Here is a 23,836-nt window from a genome sequence, read left to right on the forward strand (position 1 = left end):
TCTTACAATGACTCCCTTGGCTGAGTTAGTATCAGAGGATTTGAATCTCCTTTTCCCTGAGCCAAAAATCCACTTGAATTAAGAAAGCAAAAAGTTGAGGTATATCCATAAGTTGGCCAAACCATGGGCGTCCTGAGGGCATAGCATCTGAAAGCTTCATGAGATCTTCCAAGGCAGGAAGATTAATGAGGGGGAGCAAGGGTGATGAAGGGTCAGAAACGATTTCTCTCAGCCAACTGCGTACAGACTGCAGATACTCTGGGTGATGGGTTTTGGGATAAGGGCTTTTACGGCGCCAAAGTACATCTTTCGGCAAAACACCTGTTAGTGCATGGCGGAGAAGTCCCTTTTCTCTTCCATCTAAAGCCTTCATCTCCCAAGGAATATTCCAAGCGTATTCTACAATGCGATGGTCACAGAAAGGAACCCTCACCTCTAAGCCAGTGGCCATGGTCATTCGGTCTTTGCGATCAAGCAGAGTAGGCATAAAACGAGTGATAGTTAGATAAGAGATCTCCCGGATTCGAGCCTCGCGTTGATGATCTGTGACGGTTCTGCTGTCTTGGTGTGTCGGAGCGCTGCCGGGAAGCTTTGAAATTTCGGTTAAGGCTTCCTCATAACGCTGTCTGATATAATCGTAAGGCTGAAGAAATTCTATTAATTCTGGAGAAAGCACTTGTAAGCGATTTTCTACGTGAAGTGCCCAGGGAAAGGTTTCCGCAGCCAGAGAGTCCGGGCGATGGAACCAAGGATAACCTCCAAATACTTCATCTGCACATTCTCCCGAGAGACCCACTGTAACATGCTTTTTGATTTCTTGGGAAAAAAGCAGCAATGAAGAATCGACATCAGCCATACCCGGCAGATCACGCGCCGATGCTGCAGCTTTCAGGGCATCCACAAGATCGGGAATCTTAAATGTACAATTCGTGTGCTGGGTAGAAAAAGCTTCGGACATTCGTTTTATCCATGGACCGTCAGCATCGGGTTGAAAATCATTAGGTTTGAAATACTTGTCATTGTCGGCGTAATCCACCGAAAAGGTTGGCAAGGGGCCTTTTCCTTGATAGGCAACCGTATTGGCAGCAATGGCAGTAATGGCGCTGGAGTCCAAACCACCCGAAAGAAGGGTCCCAATCGGCACATCAGAGACCAATTGACGCTGGACAGTATCAAGAAAGAGGTTGCGGATTTTTGTCGCCGTCTGTGGAAGATCATCAGTATGGATGTTGTTCGGCAAAGCCCAGTATTGGTGGATTTTCAAGCCGTTATTGGAGTAGAGCATACTGTGTCCAGGTCTTAATTCGGATATCCCCTCGAAGACACCGTTGCCGGGAGTACGGGCGGGACCGATGAGGAAGACTTCTGCTAACCCGTTTTTCCCGATCAAAGGAGTAACTCCTGGGTGTTTGAGCAGGGCTTTAATTTCCGAAGCAAAAAGTAAGTAACCTTTTTGTTCGCTGTAAAAGAGAGGCTTAACCCCTAGCCTGTCTCTTGCAGCAAATAAATGCTGAGATTTACTGTCCCAGATGCCAAAAGCGAAAATCCCATTGAAGCGCTCCACACAAGCCGGTCCCCATTCTAAATAGGAGACAAGCACGACTTCAGTATCCGAATGACCTTCAAACTGATAGCCGAGACTTTTAAGTTCTGTGCGAATATCTTGAGTATTATACAGCTCACCATTATAAATGAGAGTGTAAGTATGTTCTCCTCGTTGTCGGGTCATAGGCTGCAGTCCGCCTTCAGGATCAACAACTATCAAACGACGATGACCAAGAGCAGCGCGAGGTGAGAACCAGTACCCTTCAGCATCAGGTCCGCGGGGTGTAAGAGTTTGAGTCATACTCCCCAGTACCTCTTTTTGAGATGACAAATCTCGTTTCCAATCAATCCAGCCAACAATACCGCACATGTTTAATTCTTCCCCCTATCTAAAAGATAATCATTATCAATTAACTCCTTACACTATATGCTTTGAGCATGCAATAGTTTACGGATTCGCTTTTGATTTGGGGAATCATATTTTTTCTAATTTACACCATTCATCGAGTTGTTTTGCCAAATTCACTCAAGTGCCGAGAATTTCTATATATTTATTTCAAGCTGCGACAATTATAGGTATTCTTTGCATAGAGTCAAAAGAGTGAGGTTCTTTCGAAGGAAGATGAGAGAACATTTTATCTTAAGAAGATCAGCCATGCTCTAAATGGAACATTATGGAATAACTTGTAGGTAAGTGTATCACTGTAGGGGAGGTAATGGCTATGACTGAAAATAAACTAGGTTGTTCCTGCAAATCGGTTAAGGAATTAGACAGCTTGCCGATTTTGATCGGCGGTATTATAGTTTATGAATTGGCAGTGACAGTCATAATGTTGGTCTTTATCTTATGGGAACTTGAAAAACCCAGTCAATGTCAATGTAATTCCTACAAGTCTGAGGAGGAAGAGTCTGAACCGGAACGTGAAGTTATCGAGCTATCAACAGAAGAATAATATCCTTAGAGATTACTAAATCCTAATCTAGAAAGCGTTATTCACTGAGATTCATAATCTTAAAGGGGGGGCTGCAAAACGAGCATCAAGTGCTCGGAGAGCAATTCCCCTTTCCATTAAACAATAAAATCTTGAGAGGTATTACTATTCGAAGATGAGTTCACATCGACTACTATCATATTCTCTGGGGATTTAATTACAAATCATTATACTGGGCATAGCTAGTTCTAGGTATGTCGGAAAAGCCTATAAGGAATTGTATTTGCCGTAGGCTTGTTCGATTATTGTTACTGTGCCGGGTATAAACCGTTCCTAAAAAGCTTAAGACTATTTTGAGGTATAGGGTGATAACTCTATAATTCAGATTTTGCTTTTGGCCAATCAGCGCTCTTGGCGGCATAAATTGTATACTTTACTGATTTAGTTGCAAAATCTTCGCACTGTAAATATAATTTGTAACATATAAAAGGAAAAAATAAAGGAGTTTGAATACATATGGCACTTGTCAACGAGAATTATCTAAAGTTACCGGGGAGTTACCTTTTTTCAGAAATAGCCCGCAGGATAAATAAATTTAAAGCAGACAATCCGGAAGCAGACATTATCCGTTTGGGAATCGGCGATGTAACCCGCCCATTATCTCCTGCAGTCATTGAGGCCATGCATCAAGGCGTTGAAGAGATGAGTAAGGCTGAAACGTTTAGGGGTTATGGGCCGGAGCAAGGGTATCAATTTCTTATAGAGAAAATAATGAATCATGATTTCATTCCGCGAGGCGTAGAATTGTCTGTCGATGAGGTTTTTATCAGCGATGGAGCGAAAAGTGATACAGCAAATTTCCAAGAACTTTTTGGACTCAACAACATTATGGCTGTGACAGACCCGGTCTATCCTGTTTACGTTGACAGCAATGTTATGGCAGGACGGACAGGATTTTATGACAGTAAGAAGGGACAGTACGATGCCATCGTTTACCTTCCCTGTACTGAAGAAAACGGAATGAAACCATCTCTTCCCAAGACTCGAGTAGATATGATCTATCTGTGCTTTCCTAATAATCCAACGGGTATGACTCTATCTAAAGAGGAATTGAAACAATGGGTGGATTATGCTCGAGAAAATCGCTCCATCATTTTATTTGATGCGGCCTATGAGGGGTATATCCAAGAAGAAGGAGTTCCTCACAGTATCTTCGAGATTGAAGGCGCCCGCGAAGTTGCCGTTGAGTTTAGAAGTTTCTCCAAGACAGCCGGATTTACTGGAACCCGATGTGCCTATACTATCGTACCGAAGGATGTAAAAGTTTACGATTCTCAGGGCAAAGCTCATAGCCTTAATCAGCTCTGGTTAAGGAGACAAACGACAAAATTTAATGGCGTTTCATATCCGGTACAAGCAGCCGCTGCCGCCATTTTTACGGAAGAAGGACAGCGGCAGATTCGGGAGACTATTGATTACTATATGGAGAACGCCCGAATTATTCGTGAAGGATTACAGAAAGCTGGTTATACGGTATTCGGTGGAGTCAACGCTCCCTATATCTGGATGAAGACCCCCAATCATATGGGTTCTTGGGAGTTCTTTGATAAACTGATGATCAACGCTCATGTCATAGGTACACCGGGAGCTGGCTTTGGAGCCAACGGGGAAGGATATTTCCGTCTAACAGCTTTTGGCACCCGCGAAAATACTCTCCGAGCGATTGAGAGAATAAAGACGAGAATGTAAGCGGAATATTAATAGAAATAGTTGGTTATATAAAAACAAGGGAGAATTTAAAGAATTTCCCTTGTTTTTCTTTATTTTTCGAGACTGATATTGCTAAATTGTCGTGGTTTAGGTATAATTTGCATTGCTGTACAAGTGATTTAGGAGGTTGTTGATATGGGGAAAGCTTTGATTATCGGTGCTGGCGGAGTGGCTAGTGTTGCAATACATAAATGTTGCCAGAATCCGGACGTTTTTGAGGAAATATGTATAGCCAGCAGAACTTTAGAGAAATGTGAAGCAATTAAAAATAAATTATCCGGCGGCCGCACAAAAATTCAAACGGCTCAGCTTGATGCGGATTACACCGATGAAGTTGTTGAGCTAATCAAAAGCTTTAAACCGGATATTGTCATGAACCTTGCGCTCCCCTATCAGGACTTGACTATTATGGATGCCTGTTTAGCAGCCGGTGTTGATTATTTGGATACTGCCAATTATGAACCACCGGATATTGCAAAATTCGAATATAAATGGCAATGGGCCTATCGGGAAAAGTTTGCTCAGGCCGGGTTGACTGCGTTGTTAGGAAGCGGCTTTGATCCTGGAGTTACCGGAGTCTTTTGCGCCTATGCTCAGAAGCACTATTTTGATGAAATCCATTCGATTGATATCGTTGATGCTAATGCCGGCGATCATGGTTATCCTTTTGCAACGAACTTCAATCCTGAGATCAATATTCGAGAAATTACGGCGAATGGAAGGTACTTTGAAAACGGTTCTTGGGTTGAAACGCCTCCTCTTGCCGTGAAAAAAGTTTACGACCTTCCCGAAATTGGTCCCAAAAACATTTATCTCATGTATCATGAAGAATTGGAGTCCCTGGCAATTAATATCAAGGGAGTTAAGAAGATCAGATTTTGGATGACCTTTTCGGATAATTATTTAAATCATTTACGTGTTCTCGAAAATGTGGGCATGACTTCCATTGAGCCCATCGAATTTGAAGGACGTCAAATTATTCCCCTGCAATTTTTAAAAGCGATACTCCCTGATCCTGCCTCTTTGGGGCCGAGAACGAAAGGGAAAACAAATATCGGCTGCATTATCCAAGGAATTAAGGACGGAAAACCCAGAACCTATTACGTTTACAATGTTTGTGATCACCAAGAATGTTATGCCGAGGTAGGATCTCAGGCCATATCTTATACAACAGGTGTTCCGGCCATGATTGGGGCTATGTTGATGCTCAAAGGCCTTTGGAAAAAACCTGGTGTCTTTAATGTTGAAGAATTTGATCCCGATCCCTTCATGGAAGCGCTTAACAAATGTGGTCTGCCTTGGCAGGAAAGTTTTATGCCAACGCTCCTTGATTGAGGTGTAGTAATTGGATTTTGATATTCATGATTTGCCATCTCCATGCTATATTGTGGATGAACGGTTGTTATTAAAAAACCTTGAAATACTGTATTCCGTACAAGAACGTACGGGATGCAGTATTCTCCTTGCTTTAAAGGGATTTTCCATGTTTTCCGTATTTCCATTGGTTAGTAAGTACCTGAAAGGGGTTACTGCCAGCTCCTTGTTCGAAGCTAAACTCGGGCGGGAAGAAATGGGAAAAGAAGTTCATATCTTTGCCCCGGCCTATATTGAAGAGGAATTTGACGGTATCATGGAAAATTGTGATCATATCGTTTTTAATTCCTTTTCCCAGTGGAATCGCTACAAAGAAAAGGTGCAACAGCAGGGAGCTCAAAAAATTAGCTGCGGTATTCGCATCAACCCGGAATATTCCGAGATTGAGACCCCAATTTATAACCCTTGTTATCAGAATTCCAGGCTGGGTGTTACCCTGGCTAACTTTCGGCCTGAGGAACTCGATGGTATTGAAGGCCTTCATTTTCATACCATGTGCGAGCAGAATTCCGATACCTTAGAACGAACGATTCAAGTAGTTGATCAGAAATTTGGACCCTATATTAAAACTATGAAATGGCTCAATCTGGGTGGGGGACATCACATTACCAGGCCTGATTATGATCTTGAAACATTAGTTCGTTCCATAAAATGGCTGCAAGATAAATATGGAGTGCAGATTTATCTTGAACCAGGAGAAGCAGTTGCCTTAAATACAGGATTTCTGGTTGCCAGTGTTCTTGACATTGTTGAGAACGGTATGAAAAATGCTATTCTAGACACTTCGGCAGCCTGTCATATGCCGGATGTCCTGGAAATGCCCTATCGGCCTAATGTGATTGATGCCGGAAAACCGGGTGAATATCCTTATACCTATAGACTGGGGGGACATACTTGTCTTGCCGGCGATATCATTGGAGATTATTCGTTTAAAGAACCTCTAAACATTGGGACAAGGCTTGTATTTTGTGATATGGCTCACTACACTATGGTGAAGAACAATATGTTTAATGGCGTCAACCTTCCGGCTATAGCTCTTTTTAAAGAAGAACAAGGAATAAAAATCATCAGAGAATTTGGTTATCAGGATTTTAAACAACGTCTTTCTTAAGATTTTATGCTATAATAAGATAAGACAACCAACTGATGAGGTATTTTATGTATAATTTAGAGGATTACCGAAGTTTGAAAAACCGAAAGCGCGTCCAGTATTTCCCGGCGGGAATTTTGGATGTAATCGAGGTGGAGTATCCTAGTCAATATTCATTGATTCTTAAGAATCAATCTCAGATGACCTCCTTGTTTACAAACGAGGAATGGCTCGATATATTGACAAAGTCGAGAAACTCTTATCATGAGTATGTTCGGCGTCAGAATTTATCCAGGGAAACATTGGCTCACGGAATTTGATCTTGTTTTCAATCAGTAATAACCTATCTCCTTGAGAAATATCTTAGCATCAAGATATTTTAAGAAGGGGGTAGGTTTTTGCATGGCCACGGAGTCCCTCTTGCGACCCGGGCAAACCGCGAATCATGGACAAACTCTAGGACAGTCTCCATACCTCTGACGCGGCCCTTATTAGATGATGAAAATGTTATTTTGTGGTAGAACTTGAAAGAGAATTTTTGTGATAATTGTAATTGGGATGGTTTAACAAGTTATCCTGTTCAGTGGTATAATGAGATATCAAAATCGCAGATTGGACAAACATTTACATAAAAGAAAGGTTGAGGGCAATGATATCCATTAAAATGAAAGAGCAGGTTCAAAACAGCTCAATTATTCGAGCAATGTTTGAGGAAGGGAAACGACTGGCGGAAATTCATGGAGCTGAAAATGTTTATGATTTCAGCCTTGGAAACCCAAGCGTTGAACCACCGGCGGATGTTAAGGAAGCAATTCTTGAAATAATAAACTCGGAAAGTTCCAACAGTGTTCATGGCTATATGAACAATTCAGGATTTGAAGATGTAAGGGCAGCCATCGCTAAGTCTATCAACGATAAATTTGGTACTGCGTTTGAACAGAAGAACATACTTATGACCGTCGGTGCTGCCGGTGGCATGAATGTTATTTTAAAGACCTTACTTAACCCAGGGGATGAAGTTATTACCTTCGCACCTTTTTTTGGTGAGTATCGAAGCTATGTCAAAAACTATGAGGGCGAATTAGTCATCATATCTCCAAATACTCGTGATTTTCAACCAAATCTGGAGGAATTCGAAGGAAAAATTACACAGAAGACAAAAGCGGTAATCATAAATTCACCTAACAACCCCACAGGGGTCGTCTATTCAGAAAAGACCATCATTAAGCTTGCAGACATTTTAAGAAGCAAGCAAAAGGAATTTGGCACGGATATCTATCTATTTTCCGATGAGCCGTATCGAGAGTTGGCTTATGATAATGTTGAGGTTCCTTATGTGACAAAGTATTATGAGAATACGATTATTGGCTACTCCTACAGTAAATCTCTTTCCTTGCCGGGCGAACGCATAGGCTATTTGGTAATTCCTGATCAGGCGGCTGATTTTGAAAATATACAGATGGCGGCAAATATTGCGAATCGTATCTTGGGTTACGTGAACGCACCCTCTTTATTCCAGCGTGTTGTCGCTAAATGTTTAAATGCTAAAGTTGACGTTGAAACTTATAACAAAAATCGTGAACTTTTCTATAATGGACTTCTATCTTATGGTTATCAATGTATTAAGCCAGAAGGTGCCTTCTACTTGTTTGTTAAAACACCCATCGAGAACGATGTGGAATTTTGCAATCTGGCCAAAAAGAAAAATATACTCATTGTACCAGGGACTGCTTTTGGATGCCCCGGCTATGTTCGTATTGCCTATTGCGTAGCCTATCGAACTATTGAAAAGGCTTTGCCTGGTTTTAAGGCTTTGATTGAAGAACTTCGGTAAATAGCATCAGGGGTGCCGCTAAATGGCATGGGGGTCTGATAGTATGAAAAAAGCCCAAAAGGCGTTCACTAAAACGTTCTTTTGGGCTGATTTTTCGTTCAGACTATTTTCTCAAGTTGTTTATCAATACTCCATTGTCTGGTAATATTGCTGTTAACTGTCTGAATTGAGATCAAGATACAAAGTTGAGAATTCTTTCATAGGATTCTTTTGTATCGATATATCCGTTTTGCAGTAATCCCTTAAGTCTTTGGGGATCCTTTTCTAATCGCCCGACTTCTAAAGGCTTTGACGGTCTGATAACCAGAACCTGACCATCATGCTCAAGCTGCTCGATATAATCAAGGGTATCGTTGTAAATTTTATAGCGATTTAGCATCGTTTCCACGAAAAAAGGGTATTTTCTGTACACTAATTTGATGAGGCCGGTGAATTTTGCCGGGTTCTTTCTATAGCCCTTGTTTCTTGTTAAGACAACGATATTTTTTGTGTTGCCGTCTGCAATAGATTTGCGGATCGGAATGGAATCTGAAATTCCGCCATCTAATAATTGGTAGCCTTTATAATTCACAATAGGGGATATAAGAGGCAGGGAAGCCGAGGCTCGCAAAGCCTGGAATTTATCTCCCATGTCTTCTTTAGTTAAATAGATAGGTTTACCGGTTTTGCAATCTGTAGCACCTACTAAAAAGTCGCAAGGTGAACTATAAAATGTTTGAAAATCAAAAGCGACATGCTTATTAGGTATTTCGTCAAAGATAAAATCCATTCCAAAATATGATTTACTAAGCAAAAGATTCCTAAGACTCATGTAGCGCCAATCTTTTGCATAATTGATAATAACACTTTCATTACGACCACGCTGCTTCGAAATATAGGAAACTGCGTTGCATGCGCCGGCGGAAACGCCAATGATATAATTGAAATAGAGATCATTTTCCATAAAGTATTCCAGGACTCCGCAGGTATAGAGGCCTCTCATGCCACCGCCCTCAAGTACAAGACCAATTTTCTCCATAAGGCACACCTCGTTTACTACAAATATTCTCTTGTGATGCATTAAAGCTTAAATAAGCATTGGATCTTATGTTGATTCCTAATCATGATTTTTAGGTGTTAAGTTGTCTAAAAGTGTCAAAATTAGAAATGGAAGATTACTCCACGTTGCTATATAATTAATGTTAGACCATTTTGCTGCAGATGTACATAAAGGAGAACTATTCATGGCACATAGAACTTTGAAATCCGGTTATCAACACTTTAGCGAACGAATCAATCGATTTCCCCAAGGGGCTCCCCCCACTGAGTCTTTATTCAAAATACTGAAGGTCCTCATGAGCGAAAAGGAAGCAGAGCTTATGTCGAAGCTGCCAATAAAACCTTTTACTCTTGAAACTGCAAGTAAAGTATTAAAGTTAGATTTAAAGGAAACGGAAAAGATTTTAACGGAACTCGCCTCTAGAGCGTTATTGTTAGATATCGAGGACCCGGCTGGCGTGAGAACTTTTGTGCTGCCTCCGCCAATGGCCGGCTTTTTTGAGTTCTCACTGATGCGTCTCCAGGGTAATAGTAATCAGAAACTGCTTTCAGAACTCTATTATCAATATTTAAATGTCGAAGAGGATTTTGTTCGTGATTTATTTGTCACGGATACAAAATTAGGCAGAATTTTTGTTAACGAACAAGCATTAAGCACTGTTAATGATCTGCACATCCTGGACTATGAACGATCAAGTGAAATTATTAAAAAGGCTTCCCACATTGGGATTGGAACTTGTTATTGCAGACATAAGATGAGTCATATGGGTAAGGCTTGTGATGCTCCCTTGGATATTTGCATGACTTTCGGGGGAACTGCATCCAGCCTGATCAAATATGGCTATGCCAGAGAAGTCAATGTTTCGGAAAGTATGAGTTTACTCGAAAAGGCCTATGAGCACAACTTAGTACAAATTGGTGAAAATGAACAAGAAGGATTACCCTTTATTTGCAATTGCTGTGGTTGTTGCTGTGAAGCTCTTTTGGCTATCAAGCGGTTTGGAACGTTAAATAGCATCAACACTACAAATTTTTTGCCGGTGGTTGAAGAAAACAGGTGCAATGGCTGCGGAAGGTGTGTCAAAGCCTGTCCGGTAGGGGCCTTGTCCATCGAATCTGAAACCATTGGAGATGGCAAAGTTTTAAAAAGAGCTAAATTAGATGAGAATGTTTGCTTAGGATGCGGTGTTTGTGTCAGGTCATGCAATCGCGGCTCCTTAAAACTCACTCATCGGGATAAACGAGTTATAACCCCCGTCAATTCCGTTCATCGTATTGTTCGGCAAAGTATTGAACAAGGAAAACTTAATGATCTTATCTTTGATAACCAAGCTTTGTTAAGCCACAGAGCCATGGCAGCAATCCTGGGCGCAATCTTAAAAATGCCGCCGATTAAACAAATGATGGCAAGTGAACAGGTGAAGTCTAAGTACTTGTTAGCTTTGATTAAAAATTATGAGGTATAAGAAATCCTCTTGATAGCTTATATGAAGATTCCTGTAAGGGAATTTATGAAGGTTATCTAAATCAGCAAAGGAAGAGACTTGTGTGACAAGTCCTTCCTTTGTTCTACAATCAGAAAGTAAGTCTTTCGGTTCGATACTGCTAGAAGGGCTTAAACGTGCGAAGGCAATGTCTTCATCTTCAAGTCTAAGTACGACTAGGCAGGAGCCAGCCTCGACGAAAAGCGGACAAGCTTATCGTACACTGTAACCTGTTAAATATATTTCCGCAACGTATGATCGTCCAAATTACACTTCTTTAAGTACAATTTGACTCAAATCAATTCTAGGACGGGGTTTGGGATTTTGATCAGGGTAACCGACAGGAATTAAGGCTACAACACGGTAATTTTCGCTTAAACCAAGGATGTTTTTGACTTTCTCTTGATCAAACATCATAATCCAGCATGTTCCCAGACCAAGATCAACGGCACGTAAGGTAAGATGATCAACAGCAATGGCAGCATTTAAACGCAAATAACCTTCAGCAACTGCGGGATCCATGGGTTTGCGTTTAGCATAGGCGTCAGGGTCCATTTTATCGAGAGGGGTATCTGCGAAAGCCCCGGCCTCTTTAAGTTCTTGGGCTCTTGTGCCCATGCCTCCGAAGGAATCCATATCCACACAGCAGGCAATAACTACAGGGGCCTGGCTGACAAAAGGCAGAGGACAAGCTTCAGTTAGTTGGGCACGAGCAGCTTCACTTTTAATGATAACAAAGCGGGTAGGCTGAAGGTTACTGCCCGAGGGGGCAAGTCGAGCTGCCTCAATGAGCTCTCGGATCGATGTATCGGGGACAGGGTCCTTTTTGAATTTTCGGATGCTTCGTCGAGCTTTCATAGCCTCATGTAATTCCATGGTATTCATCTTCTTTCTCTGAAATAATTGATCAACCTCGATAAGTAATAAAATTATAGGAGGAGTTTCCAAGGTTGGGTATTTTTCTTAACTGAGAGTTATGTCTATTTTAGTAGATATGTTTTGTGTTTGCAAATTCGCCTAGTTCTAAGATATTGTGTTGCTTAGTTATTAAGTTTTGAAAATTTGTAGAAATAGAGGGTTATTGAGCTTGTCTGTCGAAATACGAAAAATATGAGTTAGTACATAAATGATTAAAAAGTGCAATGTCGTGTTATTTTTAGATCAGAACAGAAGGAATTATAATGACTGAAATGGAGTGTTTAGTCTATGAAAAAAGGAAGCAATCATTTTAAATCTACTACAGGCTTTGGGATAAAATTTAAATTGCAAGTTAGTTTTCTAGCTATTATTATACTGACTCTACTTGTTGGAACTGTGGGATATTACGGTATTTATCGACTAAATCAGAACGCTCAGGACCTTGGAGATCATTGGCTGAAAGCCACCAATGCCTTGTCCTTGGTTGTAGAAGATACAGAAGATATGCAGAGAACCCTTTTATTAGGTTTCTCAGAACGACATGATGCTACTGCCTATCAGGGGATAAAATTTAACTTTCTAAATAATAAAACGAAGTGGGAAAGTGATTTCGCAGCCTACAATAAATATGTTACAAGCGCAGATGGGAAAGCCAGAAGTGAGACAATGAAGAAATCATTCGATGATTATCTTACCGATGCCAATCAGGTCTGGAAATTAATCGAAGATCAAAATGATGTTGAAGCTCGCTCTCTTCTTACCAATAAAAGTAAAGAAAGTTTTGATCAAGTAATTAAGGCCATGGAAGCTCAGATGTATTTTATGGATAAAGGCGGAGAACAAGCGGTTGCCGATGCTCAAACAACCAATGCTACCGGCTTAATGTTTTTGATTATTTTTATTTGCGGTGCTTTTGTAATAGGAATGGTTCTAACTATCGTACTGGCGAGAAATATTAGCCGTCCCCTTGGAGAGGTGACGAGAGTAGCTCAATCGGTTGCCAATGGTGACTTAAGCATTACCGTGCCGGATATTAAAAATAGGGATGAAATAGGTGTATTAGCTCAAGCTGTTAGAGAAATGGTGGGGACTCTTAGAGAAATAATCGGAGAAGTTTTGACACAATCCGCAAGCGTCGCTGCCACGAGTGAGGAATTGTCTGCAGCTGCAGAGGAAGCAACGGCAGTAAGTGAACAAGTTTCTACGACCTTGGTTCAACTGGCGCAAGGCGCATCGAATCAAGCCTTATCAGTAAAGGATACGAACATTGTCATCGAACAGATGTCATCAAGTGCTCAACAATTGGCCGCCAATACAGAAATTGTTAATGAAAGCAGCGAAAAGGCAGCCCATGCTGCTAACGTTGGATCTCTTCAAGTGGAAAATGCTGTTCGAAAAATTGAACAAATTCGTGATGTTTCTGTTCAAACTTCCGAAGCTGTTTTTCATTTGGGAGAGCAATCTAAACAGATTGGACAAATTGTTGACGTAATTAAAGGTATTTCTGATCAAACGAATTTATTAGCCCTAAATGCTGCCATTGAGGCTGCTCGTGCGGGAGAACATGGAAGCGGATTTGCAGTTGTTGCTGAAGAAGTTCGCAAGTTAGCGGAACAATCATCATCATCCGCTACCCAAATAGCTACCCTAATTACTAATATCCAGCGGGAAACAGAGCGTGTTATTGAAGGCATGGAAATGGGTAAAGAGGAAGTAGTTTCAGGTGTTGATGCGGTGAATCTGGCAGGTAATTCTTTTAAAACGATTGTTGAAGAGGTTAATACGGTAGTTGAACAAATTCAAGAAGTAATTTCTGTAACCCAGCAAATGGCCGGTGGGGCTGCTCAAGCCGTGGAGTCTGTTAAAAGTATCGGAGTCATTGCCGAGGAAACAGCTGCCAGTACGCAAGAAGTTTCATCCGCCTCAGAGGAACAAGCGGTAACGATGGGTTCCGTAAGTCGAGCTGCCGAGGAATTGGCGAAGCTTGGTGAAAGTCTTTCTTTGCTGGTTAATAAATTCAACGTTTAGATGTTAAAAGGAATCACATTTATAGTATCTCGTCTTATGGTGAAGAGGAATTATTCCCGGCCCTTTGGCGCTGTTCTTGGAGGTGAAATTCATGGAAACATTGATTGCAGGGTTGGCCCTTAAACAACTTATAATAATTATTCTGGGAATTTTAGTGGTGGGTTTTATACTTAAAAAATTATTTAAACTGGCTATTACAATGGTTATTTTTGCCGCTCTTATTTATTACGGCTTACCCCTGCTCCAAACAACTATGGGTAAGTAGAGTTAGAGTATGATTTGCGAATTTCTTTTAAATGAATTCATCTAAGGGATCATGATAGTTTTTGATTGTAAAAAAGTATTGAATAGATTCCCCTTCAGCGCGGGATATTACACAGTAGCCTACGTTGAAAAGGGGAATTTTTAATGCATGGAACCATATGGTCATTGATACCGTTTCTAGTTGTAATACCGCTGGCTTTGCTGACTCGACAGGTGATTCCTGGCTTAGTGGCAGGTTTGTTGATTGGATCCTATATGGTTAATCCTTCACTGTTAGGGGGAGTGGGTACTGCCCTTGATTATATTTTAAAGGAATTAGCAGTTTCTGATAATTTGCGCTTGATAGTTTTCATGTATGGCTTTGGCGCCTTTGTCGGCTTGGTTCGTATTACCGGGGGAGTCAGCGGTTTTGCTCAACTCATGGAAAAGAAAATTACTTCCGGACGAGGAGCCTTTATTGTAACCTGGCTGTCTTCCTTAATTACCTTCATGGCTCCGGACTTTCGGATCATTACCGTGGGACCGGTGATGAAACAAGTGTTTTCACGTCTTCAGGTACCCGTTAATAAAGTTGCTTTTATCATTGATGCTACTTCGACTCCCTTATGCGCAATTATGCCTTTAGGGACGGTGTTTATTGGCTATAGTATTGGGTTGTTGGGAACGGCGAGTCGTCATCAGGGAATTCCAATGGCTCCCTATAATTTATTTTTACTAAGCATTCCCTTTAACTTTTTTTCCTTAGCAATGCTTGCTTTTGCCTTAGCCTATTCCTTTCGGAAAACAGAAAAAGTCCAAGCCGAGAACAAAGAATCTCAGTCTGTTGAATCTATTGAAACGATAAGGGCAAAGGGTTCGGCTAAATTGGCCTATGCGGAAACGTCGGCAGAAATTGCACTTTCTTCACCTAAGTTCAATAAACAAAGGAAAAATGATTCTCGTGATGAAACGTTTCCGGATCCTGTTGAACTTGTCGCTCAGAATGTGAAACCAAATGCTCTGAATCTTATTTTGCCTTTGGCGCTTCTCCTTATCTTAACATTATTCTATACCTGGTGGGATGGGCATTTGCATTCCTCAAACTTTATCGAAGCTTTTATCCAGGCAAATGCCGCAAAGGCAATGCTGGAAGCCTTGTTAACGACCCTACTGATCTCTTTTATTTGGTATTCTGCTCAAAAGCAGCCTCTCCAACGAACACTTTTCGGATTTTTACAAGGTGGGAACGAGATGATGGCAGTGAATGTTCTCCTGGTGTTAGTCTGGGCGGTATCGGCCGTATCTACGGATCTTGGCTTTGTGAGTTATACGGAGCAGACAGTGGGAAGGTTAGTTCCTGCTGCTTTTATTGCACCGGCGTTTTTTGCTTTAGGCTGCTCGCTTTCTTATGTCATCGGCTCAAGCTTTGGAACCTGGGGCATATTGCTGCCTCTGGGATTTTCCCTGGCGGCTACAGAACATGCTGCTTTGCCCTTAATTGCCGGAGCCGTATTTGCAAGCGGTACTTTTGGCGGATTTGTTTCTCCCTTGAGTGATAACACTGTGGCGATGGCTACTGTGATGAAAATTCCTGTGATGGATTATGCAAAGTTGAAGCTCCGCCTTGGCTTAATGGTTGCAGCAGCCTGCCTGGTTCTCTACGGTCTTGTCGGTTGGTTTTACCATGGTGTCTATTAGGTGTCAAAACGCATCGACGTGTCAAAGGTGTCAAAGGTGTCAAAGGGACGGCCCTTACAACACATTCTTTGAATGTTGTAAGGATCGTCCCTTTATTTTTCGTGGAAATGGGAGTACCATCCTATATAATGACGGTAGAATAGGTTTAAAGTATTAGCGTGTGAAAGGGACGGTCCTAGTGACACTTTCGGGTATCGTTAATGTGACGAAGTTGGGTCAAGGGATGGTTCCCTAGCGACACTTATAACGATAGTTAAAAAGGTATGTCAAAGTTAGCGAATCAAGAAATTCTTATAATCAAATACGCCCTATAGGTGACAAAGGCGAAAAGAAGGTATTAAGGGAGCTTTTAAGTGGAGGTTTTAAGGAGAGGTTTTAAGGGGACGGTTCCAATGACACTTCTAGGAATACATGGAAAATGTGTCAGTAGGACCGTCCCTTTAACACGATTGCGAGGAGGAGCTTGTTTGGTGAATCAATTGAGTATAGGTGATGAAATAATTCCCTACGAGGAACGCCGAAGCGTTCGATATCGAAGAATAACGCTGAGTATCTTGAATGATCGAGTGCGAATTTCGGCTCCGAAATATGTGCCTAAAAAGCAGATCAAGGAATTATTGAGATCAAAGGAAGCTTGGATTATAAAACACTGGTTGGAAAAACGCCAAAGGGAAAATCATCGGGCAAGAAATTTAGAAAATCATGAACATATTCTTTTTCGAGGTCATTTACTGGAACTTTGCTTCAAGTACCATAGTTATCGAAGAATTCATGTAGGTCAAGAGGGTCAAATGCTTGTTGTGTCATTGCCGCAGGAAGACATTGATTCTCAGTCTGAGGCAATGATTCGCGATTCGATCATTGCTTGGTATAAGTTTCAGGCTCGTACTGTTTTTAAGCAAAAACTTGATACCCACTCGAGACGGATGCAGGTAACGTATCAAGATTTTCGCTTAAAAGATCAAAAAACGCGGTGGGGGAGCTGCTCCAGTCGCGGAAACCTAAATCTTAATTGGCGAATAATTATGGCACCCGATCAAGTGATTGATTACCTTATTATTCACGAACTGGCTCATCTGACCCACCTGAACCACTCTCCCGAATTTTGGCAGAGAGTTGAAAGGTTTATACCGGAATTTTTAACATGGAGAAAGTGGCTCAAAGAACATGGGCACGAGTTAGTTTTATAGAACAAGGGATTGTGAGTCCATCGCACCTTAGGTGGTTACGATATTAGCAAAGGGATGTTCGTTAGAGTTAAAGAATTCTTTGGCAAATTCCAGCCACAAATTTGCGGCATGAGAAAGAGAACGTCCTCTTTTCCAAATAATGGACATGGTATGGATGATTTGTGGTTCTGTTAAGGGGACAGAAACAATACGACTGGGATCTAGCTCTGAACAAACGGCAGAAGGTAAGAAAGCAATTCCAAGATTTGCAGCAACCATTTGAGTCATTAGTTGAAGCTGTGAGGTTTCAAAAATTACGTTTGGGGAAAAACCAACATTTCGGCATTGGCCAATAATTTCATCGTGGAGACTAAAATCTTGACTGTATAAAACAAAGGATTCATTAGCTAAGGAAGAGAGTTCAATGGATTTCAGCTGACTGATAGGATTCTGTGAGGAGACAATTACAAAAAGAGGGTCTTTGGAAATAGAAATTGAGTCATAGTAGTGATGATCAGGCACTATGCAGACGACCCCAGCATCTAGAGTTCCGTCCTTGATGGCAAGAGCTACTTTTTTCGAGCCATATTCAGATAGATTAATTGCAATATGTGGATATTTCCTTTTAAATTCCCCCAATAATTCGGCAAATATGGTGGAGCTTGTTATGGGCAGTAAGCCTATGGAAATCTTGCCTTTCTCCATCTTAATTTTATTTTCAAAATCGGTGGTCAAATGATGAAACATAACAGTAACCTGTTGTGCCTGCTCAAAAAAGATAACTCCGGTATCCGTTAATTGGACATATTTTGAGTTCCGATTAAATAGAGGCGTTCCAAGCTCCGTTTCTAAATCTTTGATCATTTTGCTAATGGCCGATTGCGATACATGGCAAATAAGCGCGGCTTTGCTAAAGCTTTTTTGACGAGCAACTTCGATAAAATATTCTAAATGGCGAATATCCATCTCAAACACCTCAATTACATTTATTATCAATGAAATTCATAGTAAATATTTTTATTATACATTTTGATTATAAAACATAGATTTAATAATACAAGAACCCCAGCCAATTAAAGTTAATCCTAATTATATTAAAAATTAGAGGAATTCAGATAAATCAGACGAATTAATATTAAGAGAATTGAGACGGAAGGTGAAACGATGCGGTTTCGTGCACACATAATATTTTCAATTTTCTTGCTTGTCGTTACACCGATTGCTGTTACTGGCTTTGTGACAATGGAAGCTGCAAATAACGCCTTCGAATCTCAGGCTCTGCAAACTGGGCATCCTCTTAGTCCTAATCGAATGGAAATTTCTCGGTTGAGAGAAAACATAATTTGCTTATTTATTATTGGTACTGTTGTTAGTCTTTCAGGAGCAGGTATTTTTGCCAGTGAATTCTCAGGCCTTTGCCAGACCGTCTGCAAGTCATTTTGAATATACGAATCTCAATGAAGTCATTGAAGAGACTTTGTTATATTATTTGATCCGTTTTATACAACGTGTGAAAATGGCACGGGTCTAGGCTTGGCTATTACCCATCAATTAATGGAACTGCATCATGGAAAAATTGAAGTACGGAGCGTAATAAATGTAGGAACAGAATTTAAACTTATTATTCCAAGGAAGCAAGGGGGCATCCTTGATGGTTAAACCAAAGGGAAGTATTTTAGTCGCTGATGATGAAGAACATGTCCGCAATTTACTTCAGCGAGTGTTAAGTAAGATGGATTATAAAGTTGAAACAGCTTGTAATGGAGTGGAAGTTCTAGCGCAAATAAAGAGCCATCCTTTTGATCTTTTGATCATGGATATTCGTATGCCCAAAAAGGATGGTATGGAGACGTTTAAAATATTGAGACTTGACTTCCCAAATTTGCCAATAATTATGATGACAGCCTTTAGTACTGTTGAAACAACCCTTGAGACGATGCGTCTTGGTGCCTTTGATTATTTAACAAAGCCCTTTGACATTTCTGAAGTTAAAATGTCTGTTGAGAAAGTCTTCTCTTCATTTTTTGAAAAAAACGAGCTTTCATCCATGGATGAGAAAACGGCCAATCCGCCTGTTAAAGCCTTTATAGGTTCCAGTCCTTTGATGCAGGAAGTATTTAAAACAATTGGCAGAGTCAGTGCCAGCGATTCTTCCGTTTTAATCCAGGGAGAGAGCGGCACAGGGAAGGAATTAGTAGCCCGCACCATCCATCAATACAGCAATCGTAAAAATAAACCCTTTATTACGATCAATTGCGGTGCTATCCCGGAAGGGATTCTGGAAAGCGAATTTTTTGGGCATGAAAAGGGAGCCTTTACTGGAGCCTATCAGCAAAAAATTGGGAAATTTGAAAATGCCCATGGAGGAACAATTTTTCTCGACGAAATTGGAGAAATGAGTTCTTCACTACAGGTTAAGCTTCTCAGGGTTTTGCAGGAGAGAGAATTTGAACGAGTCGGCGGTAATGAAAAAATCGTGGTTGACGTCCGGATTATCGCTGCTACAAATAAAAATTTACGTCAAAGTATCTTAGAAAAGACATTCCGCCCGGACTTATTCTATCGCTTAAATGTGGTGTCTGTACTAATTCCTCCCTTACGTGAAAGAAAAGAGGATATTCCGCTTCTGGCAGCACATTTCCGTGATAAATTTTGCTGGAAATTAGGCTTGAAGCCTAAAGTTATTTCCAGGGAAGCCTTAAACGCTCTGCAATCTTATAATTGGCCGGGAAATGTACGTGAATTAGAAAATATAATGGAACATGCCATTGTTATGAGCAGTGGGCAGGTTATTTTGCTTGAGGACTTACCTCTGGATTTGTTTAATGAGCATAAGACTTTATTTCCAGAAGCAGCGGCTAAACCCAAAACCTTGCGTACCTTGATTAAAGCTTTAGAAAAAGAGGCTATCGTCTTGACCTTACAGAAAACTGGAGGAAATAAGCTCAAAACTGCCAAGTTGCTGGATATTAGCAGGAGAGCACTGCAATATAAGATTGATGAATATGGATTAGAGAATCGAGTGGATAGCAATGAGGAATAATAATGAGCCTCAAGGATTATTGCTGCAACAGAGGAAGGGGTATTGGTTTATAGCTGGGATTACACGTCAGCAGGTGCTTGTTCAACAATGGCATCTTTTCGGGATTTCCAATATATTTGGCTGAACTCTATCCTACAAGACTTCGAGCAACGGGACAAGTTTTTTGCTTTAATTTCGGCAGAATTTTAGCAGCTTCAGGCCCTCTTTTGACTGGCTTTTTAGTTGATTCTTTTGGTTCCTATGCTAAAGCGGTCGCTGCAGTATCATCAATTTATGTGGTAGGGATAATCACACTTATCTGGGCTAAAGAGACCAAGGGTAAACCCTTGCCTGATTAAAATTAACACACTCGGCGGGCTCCTACGTAGGCGGATTTCCAATAGGGTCCTAAGGTATAGATGGTTACGCCTTTAGAACTGGCAGCATTGAGGAATTGGTTATTTCCTATATAGATTCCTTCGTGGTCCACGATGCCGTCATGAGCAAGGGAGAAGAAAACAAGATCTCCTGGTTCGAGCTGACTGTAGGCCACAGGACTTCCGGCATGATATTGGTCACGGGAAACTCGTGGCAAGCTAATACCATGCTGGGCAAAAACATACTGAACATAGCCGGAACAGTCGAATCCGGAAGGGCTTGTCCCGCCGTAGACATATTTTACCCCGATATAATTTTTACCCGTGGCAATAATGGCACTAGCTAGTGAGCTAGTGGCTGTTGTACCGGAGCTTTTCCTAGGTGCTGAACCGGTGGTAACAAAATTTGAAGAACGAGAGGGTTGAGGAGGGACTGAAGCAGGTTTGGAGGAGGTTGGTACAGAGCTTGAATTAGAACCGGACTCAGAGCTCATGTTTGGATTTTTCTCTGGGGTCTGGGGAGTTGGTATGCTTGTTGGGTTTGCTTTCTCGAGAGACTCTTGACTTGTGATTTTTGGTGCTAATTGAGGTGCTATATAAGCTTCAACGACCTGATCTTTTGAGATTGGTGTTGGGGCTATCGTGATAAAACTGATTAATAGGATAGAGGAAATTACTGGGACAAGGAATTTTGAAGAAAGTATTCGTTTCATGACTATCGCCCTTTCAAAACGATATTTATTTTGAACCATATTTCATAAAGGAAAATTTACTTGGCATCATCCGATCTCGATAATCTCCCGTGGAAAACACTGCCCTTGTTTTGCTTTAGAGACTGTTGTCAAATCCAGCTGCAGGAATATGCGTAATGAGTTGGAGTGTGGTGATAAGCTCGTCCGCTTTTCGTCGTGGCTGGCGGCAGGTGAGTTGTACTTATGCTAGGTGACAACTTGGATGGGCGGGCGGGTTGTTTTTCAGTATACCTGGTTTAGGTTGGTTTGTCCTTGGTATATTTTGCCTTAAGGCTTTAGGGGGGAATTTCGCCAAATAACAAATGATATACTAAATAAGTTAGTGTTGTTTTGCAAACAATCATAAAGTAGATACAATAGATATAAGGTGTCAGAGCCGCACCATACATTACAGATTATGTAAGTATCATTAGGCCGATTTTTAAAAGGAGGAATAGTGATCATGAAAGATTTGTTGCGCAAAGGGTTGTCATTTGGTTTAGGGTTAGCAGTTGTCAGCAGAGAACAGATCGAAAAATTCGTAGACGAGATGGTAAAAAAAGGAGAAGTAACGTCTTCAGAATCGAAGGATCTAATTCAAGACTTAATGGACAAGGGGGAAGCCCAGAGAAGGGAAATGAATAGCTTTATTCATAGTCAATTGGAAAAAATGCTAAAGGAGTTGAATGTTTCAACAAAGGACGATATAGAAAGATTAGAAAAGCGCATTTCTGATTTAGAAACCATCGTCAAGAATACGGAGAATCGATAATTTGAGCAACTCTGGCGGGCCTTCTGGCCCGCTCCTGCTGTTTAGAGTCTGCCTGTAATGGATTTGCTAATTTTCTTTGTACAAGACTAACTAAAGGTAGAGGGGACATTATGATGATCGGGAAGAGGATTCGCCATTTAAAACGATACCGAGATGTGGCAAAGGTTCTTGCCCGCCATGGATTCGGCTTTTTTGTTGAAGAAATTGGACTTATTAATATGCTTTCTCTTCCCAAACGTCTTTTTACTGAGTGGGAGGATAACGACCCCATATCCATGGGGGAACGAGTTCGCCAAGTTCTTGAAGAATTAGGTCCTGCTTATATTAAAATTGGTCAGATTGCCAGTACGCGCGCAGATATATTTCCGGAAGGAATTATTTCGGAACTGGAAAAATTGCAGGATAGTGTTCCTCCCTTTTCTTTTACGGAAGTACGGCGGATTATTGAAAACGAGTTAGGGTCTCCACTTGAGGAGATTTTTTCAATGTTCGATGAAACAGCTGTTGCCGCTGCATCAATCGGACAGGTTCATTTGGCTCAACTGCTAAGCGGAGAAAAAGTTGCAGTAAAAGTTCAGCGCCCAAACATAATTGATTTAATTGAAACGGATTTGGAAATTCTTCTTGACCTGGCAACCTTAGCAGAACACAAGATGGTTCGCATGGAACGTCTGCAATTAAGGGACGTAGTTGAAGAATTTGCTAAATCCCTGCGCAATGAACTTGATTATACTATTGAGGCACGCAATGCCGAAAAAATCGCTAAACAGTTTAAAGACGATCCCAGCGTACATATTCCGGGGATATTCTGGGATTACTCCACAGGCAAAGTATTAACGATGGAGTACGTGGAGGGGATAAAACTTAACTTGTATGATGAAATTGATGCTAGGGGCTATCAGCGCAAAGAAATCGCCGATCACCTGGTAAAAGCTCTTTTTCATCAGGTACTTATTGAAGGGTTTTTTCATGGTGATCCTCATCCGGGAAATATCTTTATTTTGGAAGATGGGGTGCTTTCTTTTCTTGACTTTGGGATGGTGGGTAGACTTTCTCAGGAAATGAAGTATAATTTTGCCTCTATGGTCATAGCCATGATGCGCCAAAACACAGAAAGTATGATCCAGGCGATATTAAGAATCGGCATTATCCCCGACGAAGTCAATATGCCCTTACTTACTAAAGATGTTGACGATTTAAGGGAAAAGTATATGGATGTTCCTATGAGCAGGATCAGTTTAGGTGCGGCGATTGGAGATCTCTTAAAGGTAGCTTATCGTCACCAAATCAGAATTCCTGCGGATTTCACATTATTGGCAAAATGTTTACTGCTCTTGGAGGGTATTGTCGAAAAACTTGATCCCCAGCTGAGTATTATGGATATGGCTAAACCTTTTGGACTTCGTTTGCTAAAAGAACGATATCATCCGAAAACTATCGCCGGACAAGTATGGCATAACATATCGGATTACAGCGAACTTTTAGTTGATTTGCCCAAACAAATGAAAGCTCTGATGCGTGACGTTCTGAAAGGCAGAATACATATGGAGGTAGGCATCCCTGAACTGGAAATATTTATGCGCAGAATGGATCGGATTTCCAATCAGATTTCCTTTAGCATTGTATTATTGTCCTTTAGCATTGTTATGATGGGTTTGATCATTGCTTCAGCTTTAGGGCGTCAGCCGATTATGCTTTGGAAGATGCCTGCTATTGAAATTGGCTTTGGTGCTGCTGCCTTAATGCTTATCTGGTTATTTATCTCGATTTTTCGTTCCGGAAAGTTTTGAGTAATTTGGTTCTTACTGGCT

The 23,836-nt window shown here is 41.1% G+C and carries 23 protein-coding genes; 18 read left to right on the top strand and 5 right to left on the bottom strand.

Annotated features, from left to right (window positions below; genetic code table 11):
• Positions 1-31: 31 nt before the first annotated feature.
• Positions 32-1,915: an asparagine synthase (glutamine-hydrolyzing) gene (gene asnB / locus DESACI_RS10460; protein ID WP_014827165.1), complete on the bottom strand. Its 1,884-nt coding sequence runs from the start codon at positions 1,913-1,915 to the stop codon at positions 32-34.
• Positions 1,916-2,267: 352 nt separating this feature from the next.
• On the opposite strand from asnB, the gene DESACI_RS10465 reads away from it, so the two are divergent.
• The 6 genes from DESACI_RS10465 (at position 2,268) to DESACI_RS10490 (ending at position 8,545) form a co-directional block, all read left to right on the top strand.
• A complete protein-coding gene (locus tag DESACI_RS10465) occupies positions 2,268-2,498 on the top strand; it encodes a hypothetical protein (protein ID WP_014827166.1) in 231 nt (76 codons plus the stop codon).
• 495 nt (positions 2,499-2,993) lie between these two features.
• On the top strand, positions 2,994-4,226 hold the full coding sequence (locus DESACI_RS10470; RefSeq protein ID WP_014827167.1) for an LL-diaminopimelate aminotransferase: 1,233 nt from the start codon (positions 2,994-2,996) through the stop codon (positions 4,224-4,226).
• A 156-nt stretch (positions 4,227-4,382) separates the two neighbouring features.
• Positions 4,383-5,582 (top strand): saccharopine dehydrogenase family protein, encoded by a 1,200-nt coding sequence (locus tag DESACI_RS10475; RefSeq protein ID WP_014827168.1) that lies wholly within the window; start codon positions 4,383-4,385, stop codon positions 5,580-5,582.
• Between the two features lie 10 nt (positions 5,583-5,592).
• Entirely contained in the window at positions 5,593-6,732 is a 1,140-nt protein-coding gene (nspC, locus tag DESACI_RS10480) for a carboxynorspermidine decarboxylase (protein ID WP_014827169.1), read from the top strand.
• Positions 6,733-6,779: 47 nt separating this feature from the next.
• Complete coding sequence (locus tag DESACI_RS10485; protein WP_014827170.1) at positions 6,780-7,031, top strand: hypothetical protein; 252 nt, start codon at positions 6,780-6,782, stop codon at positions 7,029-7,031.
• A 329-nt stretch (positions 7,032-7,360) separates the two neighbouring features.
• Positions 7,361-8,545 (top strand): pyridoxal phosphate-dependent aminotransferase, encoded by a 1,185-nt coding sequence (locus DESACI_RS10490; RefSeq protein WP_014827171.1) that lies wholly within the window; start codon positions 7,361-7,363, stop codon positions 8,543-8,545.
• A 172-nt stretch (positions 8,546-8,717) separates the two neighbouring features.
• Here DESACI_RS10490 and DESACI_RS10495 read toward each other — a convergent pair whose 3' ends face one another.
• On the bottom strand, positions 8,718-9,563 hold the full coding sequence (locus DESACI_RS10495; protein ID WP_014827172.1) for a patatin-like phospholipase family protein: 846 nt from the start codon (positions 9,561-9,563) through the stop codon (positions 8,718-8,720).
• A 205-nt stretch (positions 9,564-9,768) separates the two neighbouring features.
• Between DESACI_RS10495 and DESACI_RS10500 the strand changes: the two genes are divergently transcribed.
• Entirely contained in the window at positions 9,769-11,049 is a 1,281-nt protein-coding gene (locus DESACI_RS10500) for a 4Fe-4S dicluster domain-containing protein (RefSeq protein ID WP_014827173.1), read from the top strand.
• Between the two features lie 285 nt (positions 11,050-11,334).
• On the opposite strand, the gene DESACI_RS10505 is transcribed toward DESACI_RS10500, so the two are convergent.
• Complete coding sequence (locus DESACI_RS10505; protein ID WP_014827174.1) at positions 11,335-11,952, bottom strand: nitroreductase family protein; 618 nt, start codon at positions 11,950-11,952, stop codon at positions 11,335-11,337.
• Positions 11,953-12,273: 321 nt separating this feature from the next.
• Between DESACI_RS10505 and DESACI_RS10510 the strand changes: the two genes are divergently transcribed.
• From DESACI_RS10510 to DESACI_RS10525, 4 genes are all read left to right on the top strand, one after another.
• On the top strand, positions 12,274-14,013 hold the full coding sequence (locus DESACI_RS10510) for a methyl-accepting chemotaxis protein (RefSeq protein WP_014827175.1): 1,740 nt from the start codon (positions 12,274-12,276) through the stop codon (positions 14,011-14,013).
• Between the two features lie 91 nt (positions 14,014-14,104).
• Positions 14,105-14,278, top strand: coding sequence for a hypothetical protein (locus DESACI_RS24780; protein ID WP_014827176.1), 174 nt, complete (start codon positions 14,105-14,107; stop codon positions 14,276-14,278).
• A gap of 143 nt (positions 14,279-14,421) precedes the next feature.
• Positions 14,422-15,954, top strand: a complete 1,533-nt coding sequence (locus DESACI_RS10520) for a Na+/H+ antiporter NhaC family protein (RefSeq protein WP_014827177.1) — start codon at positions 14,422-14,424, stop codon at positions 15,952-15,954.
• 470 nt (positions 15,955-16,424) lie between these two features.
• A complete protein-coding gene (locus tag DESACI_RS10525) occupies positions 16,425-17,144 on the top strand; it encodes a M48 family metallopeptidase (RefSeq protein WP_049804117.1) in 720 nt (239 codons plus the stop codon).
• Positions 17,145-17,171: 27 nt separating this feature from the next.
• Here DESACI_RS10525 and DESACI_RS10530 read toward each other — a convergent pair whose 3' ends face one another.
• A complete protein-coding gene (locus tag DESACI_RS10530) occupies positions 17,172-18,089 on the bottom strand; it encodes a LysR family transcriptional regulator (RefSeq protein WP_014827179.1) in 918 nt (305 codons plus the stop codon).
• Between the two features lie 198 nt (positions 18,090-18,287).
• Here DESACI_RS10530 and DESACI_RS10535 point away from each other — a divergent pair, with 198 nt between their 5' ends.
• From DESACI_RS10535 to DESACI_RS10545, 5 genes are read left to right on the top strand one after another with little or no spacing between them, the layout of a single operon-like run.
• Positions 18,288-18,566, top strand: a complete 279-nt coding sequence (locus DESACI_RS10535; RefSeq protein WP_041276046.1) for a hypothetical protein — start codon at positions 18,288-18,290, stop codon at positions 18,564-18,566.
• 39 nt (positions 18,567-18,605) lie between these two features.
• Positions 18,606-18,782 (top strand): ATP-binding protein, encoded by a 177-nt coding sequence (locus tag DESACI_RS23635; RefSeq protein ID WP_083845581.1) that lies wholly within the window; start codon positions 18,606-18,608, stop codon positions 18,780-18,782.
• A complete protein-coding gene (locus DESACI_RS10540; RefSeq protein ID WP_014827180.1) occupies positions 18,775-20,166 on the top strand; it encodes a sigma-54-dependent transcriptional regulator in 1,392 nt (463 codons plus the stop codon). Before DESACI_RS23635 ends, DESACI_RS10540 begins: the two co-directional genes overlap by 8 nt.
• The gene (locus DESACI_RS25505; protein WP_282434166.1) at positions 20,156-20,290 is read left to right on the top strand and encodes a hypothetical protein; all 135 of its coding nucleotides are present in this window, start codon (positions 20,156-20,158) and stop codon (positions 20,288-20,290) included. Before DESACI_RS10540 ends, DESACI_RS25505 begins: the two co-directional genes overlap by 11 nt.
• On the top strand, positions 20,283-20,504 hold the full coding sequence (locus DESACI_RS10545; protein WP_041276047.1) for a hypothetical protein: 222 nt from the start codon (positions 20,283-20,285) through the stop codon (positions 20,502-20,504). Before DESACI_RS25505 ends, DESACI_RS10545 begins: the two co-directional genes overlap by 8 nt.
• Before the next feature lie 2 nt (positions 20,505-20,506).
• On the opposite strand, the gene DESACI_RS10550 is transcribed toward DESACI_RS10545, so the two are convergent.
• Positions 20,507-21,274, bottom strand: a complete 768-nt coding sequence (locus tag DESACI_RS10550; protein WP_242833154.1) for a C40 family peptidase — start codon at positions 21,272-21,274, stop codon at positions 20,507-20,509.
• Positions 21,275-21,716: 442 nt separating this feature from the next.
• On the opposite strand from DESACI_RS10550, the gene DESACI_RS10555 reads away from it, so the two are divergent.
• Positions 21,717-22,025: a phasin family protein gene (locus DESACI_RS10555; protein ID WP_014827182.1), complete on the top strand. Its 309-nt coding sequence runs from the start codon at positions 21,717-21,719 to the stop codon at positions 22,023-22,025.
• Between the two features lie 113 nt (positions 22,026-22,138).
• Entirely contained in the window at positions 22,139-23,815 is a 1,677-nt protein-coding gene (locus DESACI_RS10560) for an ABC1 kinase family protein (protein WP_041276431.1), read from the top strand.
• Positions 23,816-23,836 lie beyond the last annotated feature (21 nt).

Origin of the sequence: Desulfosporosinus acidiphilus SJ4 (genome assembly GCF_000255115.2) — a bacterium.
Taxonomy (GTDB): Bacteria; Bacillota; Desulfitobacteriia; order Desulfitobacteriales; family Desulfitobacteriaceae; genus Desulfosporosinus; species Desulfosporosinus acidiphilus.

Excerpts from the sequence above, each read along its gene's own strand:
- DESACI_RS10540 (WP_014827180.1), top strand. The coding sequence starts at position 18,775 with ATGGTTAAACCAAAGGGAAGTATTTTAGTCGCTGATGATGAAGAACAT.
- DESACI_RS10555 (WP_014827182.1), top strand. The coding sequence starts at position 21,717 with ATGAAAGATTTGTTGCGCAAAGGGTTGTCATTTGGTTTAGGGTTAGCA.
- asnB (WP_014827165.1), bottom strand. The coding sequence starts at position 1,915 with ATGTGCGGTATTGTTGGCTGGATTGATTGGAAACGAGATTTGTCATCT.
- DESACI_RS10520 (WP_014827177.1), top strand. The coding sequence starts at position 14,422 with ATGCATGGAACCATATGGTCATTGATACCGTTTCTAGTTGTAATACCG.
- DESACI_RS10550 (WP_242833154.1), bottom strand. The coding sequence starts at position 21,274 with ATGGTTCAAAATAAATATCGTTTTGAAAGGGCGATAGTCATGAAACGA.
- DESACI_RS10510 (WP_014827175.1), top strand. The coding sequence starts at position 12,274 with ATGAAAAAAGGAAGCAATCATTTTAAATCTACTACAGGCTTTGGGATA.
- DESACI_RS25505 (WP_282434166.1), top strand. The coding sequence starts at position 20,156 with ATGAGGAATAATAATGAGCCTCAAGGATTATTGCTGCAACAGAGGAAG.
- DESACI_RS10475 (WP_014827168.1), top strand. The coding sequence starts at position 4,383 with ATGGGGAAAGCTTTGATTATCGGTGCTGGCGGAGTGGCTAGTGTTGCA.
- DESACI_RS10470 (WP_014827167.1), top strand. The coding sequence starts at position 2,994 with ATGGCACTTGTCAACGAGAATTATCTAAAGTTACCGGGGAGTTACCTT.
- DESACI_RS10560 (WP_041276431.1), top strand. The coding sequence starts at position 22,139 with ATGATCGGGAAGAGGATTCGCCATTTAAAACGATACCGAGATGTGGCA.
- DESACI_RS10485 (WP_014827170.1), top strand. The coding sequence starts at position 6,780 with ATGTATAATTTAGAGGATTACCGAAGTTTGAAAAACCGAAAGCGCGTC.
- DESACI_RS10465 (WP_014827166.1), top strand. The coding sequence starts at position 2,268 with ATGACTGAAAATAAACTAGGTTGTTCCTGCAAATCGGTTAAGGAATTA.
- DESACI_RS24780 (WP_014827176.1), top strand. The coding sequence starts at position 14,105 with ATGGAAACATTGATTGCAGGGTTGGCCCTTAAACAACTTATAATAATT.
- DESACI_RS10505 (WP_014827174.1), bottom strand. The coding sequence starts at position 11,952 with ATGAATACCATGGAATTACATGAGGCTATGAAAGCTCGACGAAGCATC.
- DESACI_RS10500 (WP_014827173.1), top strand. The coding sequence starts at position 9,769 with ATGGCACATAGAACTTTGAAATCCGGTTATCAACACTTTAGCGAACGA.
- DESACI_RS10490 (WP_014827171.1), top strand. The coding sequence starts at position 7,361 with ATGATATCCATTAAAATGAAAGAGCAGGTTCAAAACAGCTCAATTATT.
- DESACI_RS10535 (WP_041276046.1), top strand. The coding sequence starts at position 18,288 with ATGCGGTTTCGTGCACACATAATATTTTCAATTTTCTTGCTTGTCGTT.
- DESACI_RS10530 (WP_014827179.1), bottom strand. The coding sequence starts at position 18,089 with ATGGATATTCGCCATTTAGAATATTTTATCGAAGTTGCTCGTCAAAAA.
- DESACI_RS10495 (WP_014827172.1), bottom strand. The coding sequence starts at position 9,563 with ATGGAGAAAATTGGTCTTGTACTTGAGGGCGGTGGCATGAGAGGCCTC.